This window comes from Peribacillus sp. NPDC056705 (assembly GCF_043656335.1).
Genome location: NZ_JBHTYI010000013.1, coordinates 76,136 through 93,483, shown reverse-complemented (window position 1 = coordinate 93,483; position 17,348 = coordinate 76,136). Strand labels below are relative to the sequence as shown.

The following is a 17,348-nucleotide window of genomic DNA, read 5'->3' as shown; positions in this document are numbered from 1 at the left end:
GTTCAGTATGGACTGATTTTTTATGATTCCACTATAAATTTCTTCTCATATAACAAAAAAAGAATATAGAAAAAATTTTTACTAGAGAACTTGATATATTACATCAGTTCTCTTTATTGATTTATCACTCGAGAAAGAAGGTCATATTCAAGACCATACACCTCGTTAGAATATATAAAAGCAATCTCTATAAATATAAGATCGTTTTTTTGTCCTAGAGTTACTGCCTAATTAAAACCATCTTTTACATAAGCTCAATTAAAACCAGCCAGTTTTGCAACAGCTGACGCTCCAATTGACTTTATTAGTATCGCTACAACCCAATGTGCTACAGCTTTACGTTTATTGTTTTTAATAATTTGTTTTAAGAAAGAAGTAGTTGTTTTAATGGCCGGACACTTTTTGGACTCTTTCACAGGTTGAATAATGATGGCATTAGCTGTTTGCATCTCAAACCCTTGGCACCTCTGGTGTCAGGGGTTTATTATTTGTTGGGCAAATCTAAGTTATATAAATGAAATTGATATTTGCCCACCAAATTCAACAAAAAAATTTAATCAATGATTTCCTTTGGTGTATTCCTCAAACTTGTCTACGTTTTCTTTTCGAGTTTTTTGCTTATATGTGCGTAAACATCAGAAGTTATAGCAACGCTGTCTTTCTGAACATATTTCATATTTAATGTTCTTTAATTGGCATAAACCCAAAATCTAGATGCAAAAAAAACCGGAATGGTAGTTGGAGTGAATGTAGGTACCTCTACCGCACTCCCTGCTATAACCAACTTTTCCAGGTAGTCTGTAACATTACTCATATTTAAGCCTTTGGGGATCTAGCTCACTCAAGCGAGTTGCTTTCCTTGGCAAAAGGACATCCGGAGTTGTACTTGAAGCAAAAACGTTTACGCTATCTCCGGCATTTAATTTCACTATGACACTAACTGATATTACTAGAGAGTATCATAGGATACATTTACATTCACAACTGGATTACCTACGTTTGAAATAGTATCGGTATCATTTTGAGCCTTGGCCTGAAGTTGAGCCTGGGCTTGAAGTTGAGCTTGAAGTTGCTCTTGCTTTTGTTGCTGTTCATCTCATTGGGCGGCTTTTTATTATGAATACATCCTAGGCATACATTTTTGCGATAAATAAAAATTAATTGAAGGAATACATTCTCAATAACCCTCGGAATAAAACCATCGATCCCTTTTCATCGAGATGGTTTTTTTATTTATGGCTCTGTTAATAGTACATTTACTCAATAAGTGCATAAGATAATTTTAAAAACTGAAGGATTGAGAAAAATGTATTATGTTCCTTATATCCATCCCTATGAATATCAAAATCCTTATTATGTTAATGTACCTATGAGAAATCCTGATTATAGGCGTGTTAATAATGCTAATCAATTGGGTTTTTTACAAACATCAAACGGAAGAAATCATACTGAGGCTAAAGATTATGGACCAAAACCATTTGTAGTAAATATCAACGAGGCTTCGAAACAAAACACTACCTATCGTACTGCTATTTGGACAGGAAAACATTTGCAAGTTACACTGATGAGTCTTAAAGCTGGTGAAGATATTGGTTTGGAAATTCACCCTAATGTTGACCAATTTTTGCGTATTGAGCAAGGTCAAGGGGTTGTTCAAATGGGGAATAGACAGGATAATTTAAACTTTGTACGAAACGTCCATGATGATTTTGCAATAATGATACCTGCTGGCACATGGCATAATGTAACCAATACTGGTAACATTCCTCTAAAACTTTATTCGATATATGCTCCTCCTAACCATCCATTTGGCACTGTTCATGTTACCAAAGCAAATGCATTGGCTTCGGAAGAAGGGCATCGGATATGGCAATAGATCAAACCTTTAAAAAATACCCATCTCCTTAACTTTGAGTATATTCTTCAGTGATATCATTAGTGTAATCGTTAAGGATTAATAAAAGCCCTTTTCGAATCGAGAGGGGCATTTTTGTATTATTCGATTGAATGTTATTTCATTAATGATATACGTTAATAATTTGGCTTCCCAATCACCATAATTCGTGATAGGCATATTAACTTGTAAACTAACTGGATTACTGTTCCAGTCTTTAAGACCTAAACGAGATATAGTGAACTTTTTGTTGGTGTCTTATTACTGAAACTCCCTGTGAAAGTTTGGGTTACTACTGGACCAGCGTCTGGATGACCTATCCAAAGTTTATAGTATTTTACAAGAACCATAGATTGTTGAAATTTGCACTAAAATGACATTTCTATGTATTAAATCATTTAATATATTTAAATATAAATAGGTAGATCAAGCCAAGCTAAGGAGGGATTTTTCTTATTCGTTTTGATCTTAGTCACTAACTTTTTTTCTCAAAAAGTATAGTATGAAAAAAAATCTGGATATGGAGCATATCCGGGGTATCCATATTCACCAATTCCATCATAAAAGGGCTCTGAAAGAAATGCTCCACCAGCAAGTTCCCCTGCGAAAGGAAATCCATAGCTAATACCAATACCAACATAATCTCCAATGGGACCACCATATCCAATACTACCAACCGGACTAACATGCCCAATACTACCAACATGTCCAACACTACCAATGTGTTCAACCCCTCCAATGGGACCAATAACACCTAAAGTAATTCTCCTTAAATCAACTATATTTATATCTGCATTTAATTCACACATTCCAAGTAATCTCACCCCTGTTTTTCAATTTGATTTAGAGTATGCAAAGGTAAGGAAGAAGTTTAGGTTATTACCTAGGAATACCAACATTATTTATGTTTTATATTTCCTGTTACGAACCACATTTAACACATTTACAATAACCCCTCTCAATGTGAGAAGGGCTTTTAAAGTAGATTATCTTTACAAATCCAAATTCGTTCTTGTTATTAGTCGCATACTTTTTTTCTCAATAAGTGTAATATAAATATGGGTCCGGATATGGTGCATAGCCTGGATATCCATATCCATCATATCCATATCCATAATACCCACCATAGCCCCCATAAAAAGGTCCTGCAAGCAAAGCTCCGGCAGCGAGACCACCTAAAAAAGGAAACCCAAAACCAAATGGTCTCCCAAACCCAAAAGGTCGTCTCCCGAACCCAAAAGGCCTCCCAAAACCTCCAAAGTGACCTCCACCACCAAAACCAATACGTCTTCTTATATCGTTTAAATTTATATCTTCATCTGTGTATATATAATACATTTTTTGAGGCTCCTCCCCTATTCTTCATTGATATAGAGTATGCAAAGAAAAGGCGGATGTTTAGGTTCACACCTAGGATATGTAATGGAAACTTCTACTCTGTAAACATCTTGTTCCTTTAAGTAAGCCTTGATGTTTATGTTCATTGTTTTTCTTCAAAAATTAATAAAGAAATGCTTTAATTTCTGCGTGATCTATTTCTTTAATCATATTACTCGGGAATGAAGGAAACCCTAGGTCAATGCTACTCTTATTGCCAGATTGAACAGTAGTGAATTCGTCAGAGATGAGTATTAATGTACCTAAACATTTATTATCTTCTGCTGCAACCTGATTATCTGTCGCATCCATATCACTTTTGTTGTGAATATATCCGGTTACATTAACGCCTACACCCCAAAAAGTAAATCATAGCGATGAAGAATTATAATGTAATACTTGGAATTCGAACGATTTAAAATTTTTATAAAAAGAGGAACATATGGATAAAGGAGGAATTTTTGTGTATCGTAATATAATGATTTTCTTTTCCCTGTATTTTATAACTTCCTTATTCTCTAATTAACAATCGTAAAAACCCTTTTTTATTACCGGCAATCTTTTAGGGAGCAATAGCGACTTTAGTTATTTTAATTAGTTATCTAATATAGGTTTTATACGAAAAAAGACAAAAGAACCAATGGAATAACTAAACCTTGATGGCATTATGGTGAATGTCGGTGCTCCTGGAGAGCCATTGTCCCTTAACGTGATATCCCTTATCGGTCATCGCCGTTCTTTTGCAGGTTCCGCGATTGGTGGCAAACGTGAAACTCAGGAAATGTTGGATTTCTGTGCAAAACATCATATCTTTCCAAAGATTGAAGTAATCTCTGCTGATCAAATTGATGAAGCATATGAGCGTGTCTTAGCATCAGATGTAAAGTATCGATTTGTTATTGACACCAGTACAATCTAAGTTGCTAAATTACGATCTAAACTGCCTGTAAGACAGCGGAAGAACAATAAAGTTTTTCATAATCGGGTGTGATTGTGGTGGGTGCTATGATGACTCATGGTTAAATGAGGGTGTAAAAGAGGAACTGACAGCGCACCCTTATTTTATATGTTTTCCCTAATGAAAAACAGCATCTATTATTTGGGGTGCTTTTCTTTGCAGGGAATTTGTCCCTTTTGTCAAATTAGTTAAACAAAGGGGATGAAAAAATGAATGATGATTATGAGAAAATCAGTATTTTATTATCCAATATGACAAACGAATTAGTGTCCAGTAGAGTAAGGGTTAGAGCTATAGTAGAATTGCTGGGTGAAAAAGGACTAATAACCCGCGAAGAGTACGAAGATAGGTTTAAAAAAGTTTTTGAACGAGATGCAATTTCATATAGAAATGATCTATTGAAAGAAGTCAAAATTGATGAATAAAAGGAGAAGGCATCCATTAATTTGGGTGCTTTTTTCATTGGGGTGAGAACGATGATCCATGATGAGAAAAAGAAACCGGTTAAAAAGCCAGTGAAGCTAAGAAGTAGAGATATGGAAGACCAAAGAATATTAAAGCTTTTACAAATAAGTATTTTACAAAATGAAATTTAAGCCAGAAGATTCCTAATGTGCAAAAAGGAAAAGAGCGTTAATCCTTATGTGATCAACACTCCCGTTAGTGCAGTAACATTCATGTTATTTTTTTAGATTTGATTTCATTAATAGTGAAATCTGTTGCTCATTCGCATTTGGAATTTGTTCCAGTTGGTTAACATTTAACTTTTGTCTTTGCAATGGATGATTTTGACTAAACTTAGCTTTCCCTTCATTTTGTTGCTTTTTATTTTGCATCCTTGAACTCCTTTGTTCATACCAGCGAGAAACCCAGCATCTACATCTTGCAAACTGTATGAACTGTCAGGAGCTTCGTACTTCGATAGCATTTCATGTGGGCGCTGCTGTATAACAATGCAGGTCAGGAAAATTACTAAGACGGTATGAATTTTGATGTTTTTCAAAAGATAAGTCGACAACTTCTCATCTATAAAATTTAGTCTTCTATAAGCTAACTTTCATTGAGTTAGCTTTTTTTTGATACAGCTCCGTTTTTTGATACGGGAGCATTTTTGCCTAATATAACAGAAAAGACAACAATCACTGCTATTACAAGAGTGAAAATTGTGATGGATTCATCTAGAAATACTGTTGCAAATAGAATCATCAAAAATGGTTGTAAATATTGAATCTGACTAACTCTTGCTATCCCGCCCAAAGCCATTCCGCTATACCAAGCAACATATGCTAGAAATTGGCTAACCACTGCGAGATAAATAAAACTAATCCAAGCTTGTATTGGGGCATGAAGCATTTCAGTTGTCAGATTCAGCCCAACTGGAATAATGAAAAATGGAGCACCAATCATAATTGCCCAGGCAATCACTTGCCAGCTACCTAATTCTTTCGCTAATTCTCCCCCTTCTGCGTAGCTAAGTCCCAGAATGATCACTGCTGCCAGTAAAGCTAAATCGGCAAATTGCAATTGGCCGAATCCAAGATGAAGGGCATACATAATTACCGCTAAAGAGCTGAACATACTTGAAATCCAGAATTTGAGAGAGGGGAATTCACCTGCCCTAAATATAGCAAATCCGGCTGTCGCTAACGGTAACAGAGCTAATTCCACAGCTCCATGAGAAACAGGCAAGGATTCCATTGCCCAAGAAGTGAGGAGAGGAAATCCTAAAACTGCACCAAAAGCAACAATGAGTAGTCGTTTGAATTGGTGAGGAGAAGGTAGTTTTTCCTTTCGAACAATTAGTACAACGGCTACTAAAATAGCGGCTACAACTGTTCTTCCTAAACCAACAATCGTAGTCCCAAAATATTCTACTGCAATACTTGTAGAAGGAAGTGTTAAGCTAAAACAAATGACCCCCACTAATCCTAATAATAATCCGAATTTTTCCCTTGTTACTCCCCGCATCTTCTCTAGCCTCCCATTTATACTTTGTACCCATCTGTACCGTTTTTTTTCTTATTTTAAAAACAGTTTTGATATAATTAACATACTATGATTCCATTCAATAAAAATAAACCATTTTTTTACCTATCTGTCCTGGTACAGTTGGAGGGGGGCATTAAATGAATTCAAAATATATAAAGATAATGGAAGACATTAAGCTTCGATTAGAAGATGGTTCGCTAATTGCTGGCAGTAAACTGCCTTCTGTTCGTCAGTTATCTGAGTATTTTTCATGTAGCAAAAATACGGTCATTAAGGCATACGTAGAACTTGAAAAAGAGCATTTAATTTATTCTGTTCCTAAAAGCGGCTACTATGTTGTGAATGAATACCAAAAAGCGCCGGAAGAAAATGGGGTAATTGATTTTTTGTCTGCAGGTCCAGATAAAAATGTTATGCCTTATGTGGAATTTCAACATTGTATGAATCAAGCAATTGACCATTATAAAGAAGAGCTTTTTACATACTCTGATCAACAAGGGCTTTACTCATTACGAGTACAGTTGGTGAAATATCTGCAAAATTTACAGGTTTTCACTCAACCAGAAAGATTAGTCGTTGTATCTGGCTCCCAGCAAGCCCTTAATTTATTAGTGTCTATGCCATTTCCAAATGGAAAAAACAATATTCTAATTGAACAGCCTACTTATTTCGGATTCATTGAGTCAATCAATCTACACCAAACTACTACCTTTGGAATTGAATTATCAATGGAAGGGATTGATCTTGATCGTCTGGAATACATTTTTCGAAATAATGATATAAAATTTTTCTATATTATCCCTAGATTTCACAATCCACTAGGACATTGTTATACGAATAGCGAAAAGAAAAAAATCGTGGAGTTAGCTGAAAAATACGATGTATATATAGTGGAGGATGATATATTAGGAGACCTTGATCCAAATCCAAAATCAGATCCATTATTTTCTTTTGATCCCTCTGGGAGAGTGATTTATATTAAAAGCCTTTCGAAAATTTTTCTCCCTGGGTTAAGGATTGGTACTGTCGTTCTTCCTGCATTAATGATTAACAATTTCATACGATATAAATTCAGTTCGGATTTTAATAGTTCAGCTCTTTCTCAAGGTGCGCTGGAAATCTATTTAAAGAGCGGTATGTTTAATAGCCATCTCAAAAAAGTTAAAGAGCTATATAGGACTAAAATGCAAATCCTTCAAGAAGCATGTCAATTATTTCTGCCGGCCAATACTTCTTTTTCAAAACCGACTTCCGGTTTCTATCTTTCCATCAGTTTGCCCGAAAATGTGAAAGCAAAACAGGTGGTTCATATGTTAAACGAGCAGCATATATATGTTGATGATGCCTCTAGAATGTTTTTAGCAGAATATAAAAAGGAAAATCTCGTTCGATTATGCATCTCACAAGTGAACGAGAGTCAAATTAAACTAGGGGTAGAGCGATTGGCTTACTGTATTGCTTTAATTGAAAATAGAAAAAAACATGTTTATCCAAATAACTTTTTACGCATATAGTATGGGTAAGTTTTTTATAGAGGGCAGCATCTGAGGATTATACGGATTTCCAAGCATTATCAAAACGGTTGATTATGTAACTTAGAAAAATTAAGCTATGTTCTTTTTGAATCATAATGATATGTTTTCTGTGAAGTTATCCTAATAATCCTGCAATAATATACTATATATCAATTTATTTTAAGATGTAATATATGGGTTACTTGAAAGGAATTTTCCTCATGAATATTACACCTTTTTTAATTTACTGTTTTATTGTTTTAAAGGCGTATATTGAATAACGGCATTTGAATATATGTCACATTTAAAATGAAAAGTGGTAAATATTACAGCATTTTAAATGATTTCACACTAGACGCTACCACGAATATCTAAACTAAAAAAATTTCAAGAATTACCATGGCGGCAATCGTTTCATTCTACACGATTATAGTTGCATAAAAATAAAAGGGGGAATAAAGTTGTCTTTAAACGTAGGGGATATTATTACATTTGAACGGACTTTCACTAAAGAGGATGTTGAATTGTTCACAAAAGTATCATGGGATGAGGGGAATCACCATATTACTCCTGATGAACAGGGAAGACTTGTTATTCAAGGGTTGTTGACTGCTTGTTTACCAACAAAAGTTGGTGGAGAAAACAATGTACTGGCTCGTACCATGAATTTTGAGTTTATTAAACCAGTTTTTACAGGAGATACAATAATATGTGAAGTAACGATCGAAAAGTTTGAAAAGAAAGATAATGGTAGAATATCTATTTTGGCAACTTTCCTATGCACAAACCAGAATGAGGAGCAAGTATTAAGAGGAAGCTTTGCGGGAGTCATATTATAAACTAATATATTTAGAACGGCTTCCATAGCCCCTAACCCGCCGATAGCAGAAAGAAAAAATCATTCGTTACGAGGGTACTTGTGGCTTTTAATGTGTTTTAGTAATTTTAATGCATCCTGTCGAGGATGTTTTTTTTATTGGAATAAATACACATGACAAAAACTGTGATGACAATAAAGTCATATAAATAAATCTTTTTGAAAATTAGCTTGTTTATAAGGAGAGGTTCTGATATGATGGTTTGATAAATTTTTTAAGGGGTTTAGAGAGGGTGAGTCAATTGACTAAAAACCTTAGACAATTGAAAAATGTTTCGGTGTTCCAAACGCTTCTAACTTAGAAAAATAATTTAGAAGCGAGGAATAATTATATGAAAAGTCAAAGAATCTTTAATAAATCATTTCTTTTTTTATTTATAAGCAACTTTTTAGTTTTTATTGGGTTTGAAATGTTGCTGCCTTTTTTGCCTGCCTATTTGTTAAGCATGAATGCATCTTCCATTCAGGTAGGTCTAGTCACATCACTATTTACGATAGGTGCTGTTTTAATCAGGCCTTTTGTAGGTTACTATTTAATTCATAACCAGAGGAAAAGTCTGGCCATTTGTGCAAGTGCAGCTTTAATGATCATTACAATGCTATATCCGTATCTTAATATTATATGGCTTCTTCTATTGTTACGGCTTTTCCATGGTGCTGCTTGGGGGGTATCAACCACAGCTAATAGTACAATAGTAGTGGGTTTGATTCCTAAGACACGCTTAGGAGAAGGGATAGGGTATTTTTCTATATCCACAACGGTAGGGGCTATCATTGCACCAAGTATAGGTATCCTTATCTATGACTCTTTTTCCTTCGATATTTTAATTTGGTCATCAGTAGTACTGAGCTTATTAGCGGTAATTGCGCTTCAATTTGTAAATTCACCTACTAATGTAAAGCGTAAGAAGAAACCATTTCGCTTTTTGGATATGATTTATGAAAAAGACGTATGGTTCCCAGCATTACTTACCGTTATTACAACACTAGGTTTTGGGGCTGTCATTACATTCTTGGTTCTTTTTGGTAAACAAAAGGGAGTAGATCATATTTTTCTATTCTTCCTTATCAATGCAACTGTATCAACTTTACTACGTCCGTTTACAGGAAAATGGTATGACAAAAAAGGACCTTGGTCTATTATCATTATTTCAGCTATGTTAGGATTTTTGTCACTTTTTATCCTGTCTTATACGACAAATGATATTCAACTTATCATTGCGGCGATTTTATTTGGGGCAGGGTATGGCACTGTTATGCCATGTTTACAAACGTGGACTGTTCAAAAAGTAAGAGAAGAAAAAAGAGGTGCAGCCAACGCAACCTTTTTTTCCAGCTTTGATATTGGTGTTGGAATTAGCGCATTTGTATTAGGCATTTTAGCTGAATGGATTAGTTTAGAGATGATCTTCAGGTTTGTTAGTCTAAGTTTTATTGTTGTTGCAGTTTTAGTCTATAAGGATTATATAAATAAAAGTAAGGCATAAATAAATCGATCTAAAACCAATCCACCTCTATTTTTATAGAGGTGGATTGGTTTGCTGGAATTATAATACCAATAAGGCAAAATGGAATGCATCTAGTTCCACTCGTAAGCATATAAGGGATGTATTAAAAAGGCAGCTAATGACCTAGTCAGCAGGACAAGTGTTAAGAATCAACGATTCTACAGTAATTTTCTTACCAGCAGAAGTGCTTTGATTTACGAATCTCAAGCTTCAAGGCTCTTATCAAATTTCCCAGGTGCGAAGTTTAAGTTATAATAGTTAAAAACATCCGTCAATATAAGATGGATGATGTAAGCTTCTTGATTAATACATAAAAAGGATTGGTGAATAAGAATGGCAATAGTTGATGTAACGGTTATTCCTGTAGGTACACAAACTCCAAGTGTCAGCAGTTATGTGGCAGATATTCAAAGAGTATTAAAGCAATATGAAGAAAAGGGAGAAATCCGTTTTCAACTGACTCCCATGAATACAATCATTGAAGGCGACCTTCCTAAGTTGTTTGAAGTGATCCAAGCGATGCACGAAGTACCTTTTGAAAAAGGTCTTGCTAGAGTTTGTACGAATATCCGAATCGATGATCGTCGTGATAAAGAACGCAAGATGGAAGACAAAGTAAAGCGAGTGGAGGGCATACTTGAGGAATAGTGAAATGTATAAAATGGCATAAGGTCAAGAAAATAGATCAATTATACAAACACCTCGATTTTCGCATATATAGTGCCGTTTTCGGAGATATATCCTGAATTTCGGAGATATAGTGCTGTTCTTCTGAGATATTTCCCTAGTTTTTTGTGATTTTCAATTAATGTAAATTTATTAATGGCTTTGAAGCCTTGGTATTACTGATTTCTCAGTTCCCAAGGCTTTTTTTATTTGAAAGGGAGATTTCATACATTTGCATATTATATTTTGCATAGGTGATTAGGTAGTGATAAAAGGTTCCAAAAAAGATATAAACAGTTGTCTAGATAATTTATAAGCGTTCTCCATAAAGTTCCTTTTCTTCATTTGGATGAAAAAGAGTGAATCCTTTTGAACAAAAAACAAACCTTCTATCTATCTCGAATCCAGCCTTGTTCAAAATTTCAACAGTTCCATTCGCACCATTACCAGCATACCCGCAACTACAACCAGATAGGTGTAGCTCATTTCCTTTTTTGTCTATAAGGATGAGATCACTATCGAGCAAAAGATTGTCTTTATTAATTTCTTTAACAATTTTTGCAATTTTAAAACGGTCAAAATGATCTTTAACTGCTTCGTATAATGCAATACTTTTATAGGTAATACCGCGGTCTTCACCGTAATCTTTTATGACGAATACTTCCCGATTGTATGGTTTCTTATATAGATTGTACTTTTGGTAAGTGACATCATTAATTTTATAAATTAGTGGACTATTACTTTCCAGTTTTTGATTAAACATTATACCCCTCCTAAATAGTTAGTTTATTAATTTTATTAGGAGAAAAAGAGATTAGTACCAAGAACGTGTTAAGAGGGCAAAATTTTTTCATTTTTGATTCTCGTTTAATTAATATGGATGGAGCCGGTAGGAGGAAGTGAAATGGTGAAGTCAAATTAAAAGGCACCAAAATAGGTGCTTCCTAGTTATATATCTTCTTAAAGTAATGAACAAACATAATGTTCATGACAATTTCGACTATAGCATTAATGCTTGCATCGATAATATTAGTTTCCTCAAGTGAATGATAAGGGGCAAATAAGACAATATAAATAGAGCCAAGGATAGTTAAAAGTATGGTCCATAAGCTGTTACGTATAAATAGTGGAATCATTAAGCCAAAAAAGGGCAAGAAGAAATCTAATTCCTTCCTAATTCTCTTCTTATAAATACCGACTAAAAGATAGATTGCAATCACATTGATAATAATAAATAAAATTAGATCAATAACATCATATCCATTCATAGATGAAGGGTTATAAACTCCAGGCAGTGAAAACACTGTAAGAGCAACCAGTACCCAAAAAGTTATACTGTATCTTTTCTTTTGTTTGCCAGTTATTGTTCCTTCCTGTAAAGCTATTACGAGTTTGTTAATATTCCAAATAAACATAGTTGTCTCCTTTTGTAGATTATCAGACTATTTATAGAGCTGGGTCTAAGTAAAAACCATCTTTATTAAAATCCCCTTTCCATACTCATTACATCCTTCGAAACATAAAAAAACCCGGATAATTCAAATTTATACTATTGCTCTTTTTTATTAACTGGAGTGGAGTAGTTTTGTTCACTCTTTTTTTTCATATAATTTTTCCCCCACTCTCCCATAATGTCCAGTACTGGGATGATGCTTTTCCCTTGTGGTGTTAGCGAGTATTCTACTTTAGGAGGAACTTCTTTATACACTTCTCTGTGAACGATACCATCTTCTTCCAATTCTCTTAGCTGTCTTGTCAATATTCCTTTTGAAATGCCCGGTAACAACCTTTGAAGTTCGTTAAATCTTCTTGTTTGTCGAATTGTCTACCATAAAATAACAATTTTCCATCTTCCGGCCAATACATTTTGAGTAAGTGTCAAAGAGCATACCTCTTCTTGTTCTTCAGGAGGGGGTTCTCCTTGAAAATTAAATCGAGCCATTGACTGTAATTTCCCTCTCTCTCTTAATGGTCCTATTTTTGTGACTATGTCATAAAAAAATGCCTACTTTTATTATTGTGACCGTGGATATAGTATCTACCTGTACTTAATAATTCAACAAGTATACGTATAAGTGAAGGGTGGTATATCAATAAACTTAAAAAGTTTTTTTACTATGTTTATCAATACACATTATTTAGATTGCTAGTGCTAGTATCTACTTTTCTAATAGAATTGGAGGAAAAAAGATGAAAATATTAGTTACTGGTGTAACAGGAAAATTAGGATCTAAAGTTGTAGAAACGTTATTAAATGCTGTACCAGCGAGTCAATTAGCAGTTAGTGTTCGAAATCTTAAAAAAGCAGAAGGATTAAGAGCTAGTGGAATAGAAGTTCGATATGGAGATTTTGATCAACCAGAAACATTAGATTCTGCTTTTTCAGGAATTGATCGACTTTTAATTATATCCACTGTTGGGGATGATGAAACAGTAATAAGACAGCATGCTAATGCAGTAGCAGCTGCTCAACGTAATCAAGTTAAATTCATTGCTTATACCAGTGTAACAAATGCAAGTGAAAGTAACTTATTCCTTGCCCCAGCGCATCGTGCAAGAGAAGAAGCTATTTTGAAAACAGGTATTCCATACACAATTTTAAGAAAAAATTGGTACTTGGAAAATGAAATGGGGAGTATACAAGGTGTAATGGCAGGAGCACCTTGGATTACATCTGCAGGAACAGGAAAGGTGGGCTGGGCACTTCAACAAGATTATGCGGAGGCAGCAGCAAATGTCTTAACCGGGAGCGGACACGAGAATACTGTATACGAGCTTTCCGGCAAGCTTATGACTCAAGTGGAATTAACATCTGCTCTTGGAACTGTGTTAGGTAAAGAAGTACTTTTACAACAAGTCGATGATGCTATGTATACCGATATTATGAAAGGTGCAGAGGTGCCAGAAACATACATTTCTATGCTCGTTAACATGCAAAAAGGCATTAGGGGTGGTGAATTAGAAATTTCGAGTAATGATTTGGAAATATTACTTGGTCGCCCTTCTACACCAATAAACGAGGCTTTGAGCCAAATTATTAGTCAGAGCATCCAAACAGGAAAGTAAGTTTAATCAAAAAAGACCTCCTCATATTTAAGAAGCTTGTTATGCCCGGTACTAACAGAAAGCAGCTTTATTAAATAAGTAAGACATGATCCAAAGAATATGACAACCCATCATTGTCATACCCTTTAGAAAAAGATAAGGGTGTGACAATGCTGCGTAGGAAGAAAAACAACCAAATCGTTATTTATGTAGTAAAAGGCTCAACAATTAAAAGGTTTTTAATCCTAGATCTAATTATTGGATCAGGAATTTTTTATGTGGTCAAATTCATTTCTTCAAGCTTATTAATAGCTAGTGCGAGCAGTTTTATTGGAACAGAAGGAATTAAAAAGGCACCGAAAGTTCTAAAAAATGCAATTGGATTAATAACCTAAAGACAAATTCATTCCACAAAATGGAGTGTTGTTTAACAAGAAGTAAAAGGAGAATGCATATAATAAACGTCCGATATGTATTTTCCTTTTTATTCATTGGTGGTAGGATTGTAGGCTTCGTATTGTAAGTCCTTATCTTGAGATAGTAAACTTACAATAACTTTTTCGATAGCTGGCTTTTGTTAATAGCCTACATAATGCTGTCCTGGTGTCGACGTAATTGATTTACTACCCTGGTTCACTTTGATTCGGACTTTGGAAAAGCTGCTGAGTTGGCTCTATAAATTCCAAAGAATGCGTGGGATTTCTGAAGATAAGAAGCGGGTAAAGTGAAGCACAAAAAAATCAATAACCTAATCAAGCTGTAACAAACGTATACATCTATAATGATTCATTTTTATCAGGGGGGAATTATGACAAATCCTCATAAAGTGAAACCCTATTTATTGACTCGTAGTTTGATCCCGGAAAATCAGGAGAAATCGGTTCAATTCATCAATAATGATAGATAGTATGGAAAACCACTTATTTCATAGAAGGAACCACTTTTCTTATCCGCCTCTTTCTTATTCAAACTGTAGGCTACCTATAAATGTTTTAGTATCCGATCCTATACTCCTATCCATGCAAGACATTCTTCAATACCCATCTAAAACTCGTTGTCCTTGAATGCTCGGGAGACAAGTGTAATCTATTCGAACTTAAAATATTTGGAGAACAATGGGGAAAGGGAGCTATTAGCCAAGGTAGGTGGAAAGCTGTACCATTAAGGACCTTACTTGATCTATCTGGATAGAGGAAGGGGCAAAAGGAGTTGTCGTGGAGGGTTATGATTATGGAAATAGGACCGATCTAGATGAGGCTTACACCTACACCAGGAGTGTGCCTGTCGAGAAAGCACTGCATCCGGATACCATTATTGCATATGAGTATAATAATCGGCCAATTCCTTTTAAACATGGTTATCCACTGAGGTTAATAGTTCCGCAGTGGTATGCAATGGCATCTGTTAAGTGGATAAAGCAGATAAGTGTTATTAATTCAAAATTCAATGGGGCCTTTTCAAACAATTGATTATGTGTATTATCCAAATGAAGACAATGAACAAAATGCATTTCCAGTCACTACAATACATATCAATTCGGCAATCCAAAAACCGCTGGATATGGATATTCTAAGCCATTAATAAAATTAAAGTTAAGGTAGAATAACTTTGAATTTAATTTAAGGAAAAGAAAACGGCTGAAAAGACTTTTGTTACCCTGGTAGATAAAGACGGATATCCGTGAAATAAAAATGGGAAAAGTCGTTCCTGGATTTAGCCAAATAGCGGTTTTGTGATTCAGAGAAAGAACCTTCCAAAAGGGTTATGGAGGGTTATTTGGCATGGCCAAAAAAGTACTGAAAAAGGAAATGCATCTTATTTAAGTTGGGATGGGTGGTTGCCATTTGGTGTTTTTTCTTTTAGTCACTGTAATGGATTTCTAATGTCTTGTTAAAGAGAGCTAACTTTCAAAATATTAATTGACGGTTATTCGTAGAAATATTATGATAATTCTATTAACGGCTATTTAACGACATGTCATTCTTTTTAAATAGTCATCAAATAATAGAGTCATGAAAAATAATCACAAAGGGGATGCTTTATGAAAAAAGAAATGTCATTCGGTGTTGCAATAATACCGCTCATCGTCATGATCGTAATGATGGCAATTTCGGTGGTCTGGCTGGAACAGGGTCCGCATATACCACTTATTGTAGGCACATCAGCTGCTGCTATTGTTGCTTGGAGTTCAGGTTATAAGTGGAACGAAATAGAAGAGTCTATGTACAAGGGAATACGTCTCGCCCTGCCAGCAGTCGTCATCATTATTCTAGTAGGGATGACAGTCGGGGCTTGGATGGGCGGAGGAATTGTTGCCACCATGATATATTATGGTCTTAAAATCCTCACTCCTTCATTTTTTCTTGTTAGCATCTCCGTTATTTGTGCAGTGGTATCATTGGCAATCGGCAGTTCTTGGTCAACGATGGGGACAATCGGTGTTGCTGGGATGGGGATTGGTCTAAGTATGGGAATACCAGCACCAATGATTGCGGGGGCTATTATTTCAGGCTCATATTTTGGTGACAAAATGTCACCGCTTTCAGACACGACCAATCTTGCATCTGGACTTACAGGAACTGATTTATTCGTACATATTCGCCATATGCTTTACACGACGATTCCAGGATTTATCATTGCCTTGGTTATATACGCCATACTTGGGAAGGATTTTGGTAAAGGAGATATGAATGCTGAGAATATTGAACAAACGATGCGTGTACTGCAGGATAGCTTTGTCATTTCTCCGTTTCTATTGATCATTCCGTTAATCGTCATTATTCTAGTTGCTAAAAAAGTTCCAGCCATTCCGGCGTTGATTATAGGGGTGCTGCTCGGCTTCTTATCACAAATTTTCATTCAAGGAGGCAACATGGCTGATGCAATAGCAGCATTGCAAAGCGGCTTCGTGATTAATACGGGCAATAATATGGTCGACAAGCTGTTTAACGGCGGCGGATTGGATTCAATGATGTACACCGTGTCCATGACGATCGTTGCAATGACATTTGGTGGAATCCTTGAAAACACAGGCATGCTTCAAGCGATCGTAAAGCAAATATTAAAATTCGCAAAAACATCTAGAAGCGTCGTTGCGTCAACAGTTTTATCATGTTTTGCGACGAATGTAACATGCTCAGAACAATATATTTCCATCGTCATTCCTTCACGTATGTATGTAAAAGCTTACCGAGATAAAGGACTTCACTCGAAGAACCTATCCCGTGCACTTGAGGATGGAGGAACATTGACTTCAGTATTTGTTCCTTGGAATACTTGCGGAGTATTTATCCTTGCAACACTTGGTGTACATGCATTCGATTATGCACCATATGCGATTCTGAATTTTATCATCCCAGTTATTTCTATCATTTATGCGATGACTGGCTTTACCATTACGAAATTGACAGAAGCCGAAATTCAGAATATCAAGAAAGAAGAGGAAGCAACTTTACCTATATGAAAAACTTGCCAAATTTAAATATGACCTGCAATAAAGCAAGAGACCTCTAGCGAGGAA

17 protein-coding genes and 3 pseudogenes are annotated in these 17,348 nt (G+C 35.2%); 12 read left to right on the top strand and 8 right to left on the bottom strand.

What is annotated here, in order from left to right; all coding sequences use genetic code 11:
- Positions 1-254: 254 nt before the first annotated feature.
- Positions 255-449 (bottom strand): hypothetical protein, encoded by a 195-nt coding sequence (locus ACFRAK_RS16810; RefSeq protein WP_394572111.1) that lies wholly within the window; start codon positions 447-449, stop codon positions 255-257.
- 857 nt (positions 450-1,306) lie between these two features.
- Between ACFRAK_RS16810 and ACFRAK_RS16805 the strand changes: the two genes are divergently transcribed.
- A complete protein-coding gene (locus ACFRAK_RS16805) occupies positions 1,307-1,876 on the top strand; it encodes a cupin domain-containing protein (RefSeq protein WP_387594763.1) in 570 nt (189 codons plus the stop codon).
- A gap of 506 nt (positions 1,877-2,382) precedes the next feature.
- On the opposite strand, the gene ACFRAK_RS16800 is transcribed toward ACFRAK_RS16805, so the two are convergent.
- Both ACFRAK_RS16800 and ACFRAK_RS16795 read right to left on the bottom strand, forming a co-directional pair.
- A complete protein-coding gene (locus ACFRAK_RS16800; RefSeq protein ID WP_387594766.1) occupies positions 2,383-2,703 on the bottom strand; it encodes a hypothetical protein in 321 nt (106 codons plus the stop codon).
- Between the two features lie 229 nt (positions 2,704-2,932).
- Entirely contained in the window at positions 2,933-3,232 is a 300-nt protein-coding gene (locus tag ACFRAK_RS16795) for a hypothetical protein (protein WP_387594768.1), read from the bottom strand.
- Between the two features lie 688 nt (positions 3,233-3,920).
- Here ACFRAK_RS16795 and ACFRAK_RS16790 point away from each other — a divergent pair.
- Both ACFRAK_RS16790 and ACFRAK_RS16785 read left to right on the top strand, forming a co-directional pair.
- Positions 3,921-4,190 (top strand): annotated as a pseudogene (locus tag ACFRAK_RS16790) (alcohol dehydrogenase); the annotation flags it as partial.
- 248 nt (positions 4,191-4,438) lie between these two features.
- Positions 4,439-4,654, top strand: a complete 216-nt coding sequence (locus ACFRAK_RS16785; RefSeq protein WP_230303433.1) for a hypothetical protein — start codon at positions 4,439-4,441, stop codon at positions 4,652-4,654.
- Between the two features lie 255 nt (positions 4,655-4,909).
- Here the strand turns inward: ACFRAK_RS16785 and ACFRAK_RS16780 are convergent.
- Positions 4,910-5,160 (bottom strand): annotated as a pseudogene (locus ACFRAK_RS16780) (FMN-binding negative transcriptional regulator); the annotation flags it as partial.
- Positions 5,161-5,294: 134 nt separating this feature from the next.
- Positions 5,295-6,197, bottom strand: a complete 903-nt coding sequence (locus tag ACFRAK_RS16775) for a DMT family transporter (RefSeq protein WP_394572110.1) — start codon at positions 6,195-6,197, stop codon at positions 5,295-5,297.
- 158 nt (positions 6,198-6,355) lie between these two features.
- Between ACFRAK_RS16775 and ACFRAK_RS16770 the strand changes: the two genes are divergently transcribed.
- The 4 genes from ACFRAK_RS16770 (at position 6,356) to ACFRAK_RS16755 (ending at position 10,765) form a co-directional block, all read left to right on the top strand.
- Positions 6,356-7,732, top strand: a complete 1,377-nt coding sequence (locus ACFRAK_RS16770) for an aminotransferase-like domain-containing protein (protein WP_394572109.1) — start codon at positions 6,356-6,358, stop codon at positions 7,730-7,732.
- A gap of 461 nt (positions 7,733-8,193) precedes the next feature.
- Positions 8,194-8,571 carry an FAS1-like dehydratase domain-containing protein gene (locus ACFRAK_RS16765; RefSeq protein ID WP_394572108.1) on the top strand — a complete coding sequence of 126 codons (378 nt, stop codon included), beginning with the start codon at positions 8,194-8,196 and terminating at the stop codon, positions 8,569-8,571.
- 370 nt (positions 8,572-8,941) lie between these two features.
- Entirely contained in the window at positions 8,942-10,096 is a 1,155-nt protein-coding gene (locus ACFRAK_RS16760) for an MFS transporter (RefSeq protein WP_394572107.1), read from the top strand.
- A 354-nt stretch (positions 10,097-10,450) separates the two neighbouring features.
- On the top strand, positions 10,451-10,765 hold the full coding sequence (locus ACFRAK_RS16755; protein WP_387594782.1) for an MTH1187 family thiamine-binding protein: 315 nt from the start codon (positions 10,451-10,453) through the stop codon (positions 10,763-10,765).
- Between the two features lie 328 nt (positions 10,766-11,093).
- Here ACFRAK_RS16755 and ACFRAK_RS16750 read toward each other — a convergent pair whose 3' ends face one another.
- From ACFRAK_RS16750 to ACFRAK_RS16740, 3 genes and pseudogenes are all read right to left on the bottom strand, one after another.
- Positions 11,094-11,546 (bottom strand): hypothetical protein, encoded by a 453-nt coding sequence (locus tag ACFRAK_RS16750; RefSeq protein ID WP_260287301.1) that lies wholly within the window; start codon positions 11,544-11,546, stop codon positions 11,094-11,096.
- Between the two features lie 181 nt (positions 11,547-11,727).
- A complete protein-coding gene (locus tag ACFRAK_RS16745; protein ID WP_394572106.1) occupies positions 11,728-12,198 on the bottom strand; it encodes a hypothetical protein in 471 nt (156 codons plus the stop codon).
- Between the two features lie 134 nt (positions 12,199-12,332).
- Positions 12,333-12,725: pseudogene (locus ACFRAK_RS16740) on the bottom strand (winged helix-turn-helix transcriptional regulator).
- A 248-nt stretch (positions 12,726-12,973) separates the two neighbouring features.
- Between ACFRAK_RS16740 and ACFRAK_RS16735 the strand changes: the two are divergent.
- The 5 genes from ACFRAK_RS16735 (at position 12,974) to nhaC (ending at position 17,291) form a co-directional block, all read left to right on the top strand.
- Positions 12,974-13,849 (top strand): SDR family oxidoreductase, encoded by an 876-nt coding sequence (locus ACFRAK_RS16735; protein WP_394572105.1) that lies wholly within the window; start codon positions 12,974-12,976, stop codon positions 13,847-13,849.
- 149 nt (positions 13,850-13,998) lie between these two features.
- Positions 13,999-14,223: a hypothetical protein gene (locus ACFRAK_RS16730; protein ID WP_387594796.1), complete on the top strand. Its 225-nt coding sequence runs from the start codon at positions 13,999-14,001 to the stop codon at positions 14,221-14,223.
- Positions 14,224-14,830: 607 nt separating this feature from the next.
- Positions 14,831-15,019 carry a molybdopterin-dependent oxidoreductase gene (locus ACFRAK_RS16725; RefSeq protein ID WP_387596026.1) on the top strand — a complete coding sequence of 63 codons (189 nt, stop codon included), beginning with the start codon at positions 14,831-14,833 and terminating at the stop codon, positions 15,017-15,019.
- 23 nt (positions 15,020-15,042) lie between these two features.
- Positions 15,043-15,297, top strand: a complete 255-nt coding sequence (locus ACFRAK_RS16720) for a molybdopterin-dependent oxidoreductase (protein WP_387594799.1) — start codon at positions 15,043-15,045, stop codon at positions 15,295-15,297.
- 572 nt (positions 15,298-15,869) lie between these two features.
- On the top strand, positions 15,870-17,291 hold the full coding sequence (gene nhaC / locus ACFRAK_RS16715) for a Na+/H+ antiporter NhaC (RefSeq protein WP_394572104.1): 1,422 nt from the start codon (positions 15,870-15,872) through the stop codon (positions 17,289-17,291).
- Positions 17,292-17,348 lie beyond the last annotated feature (57 nt).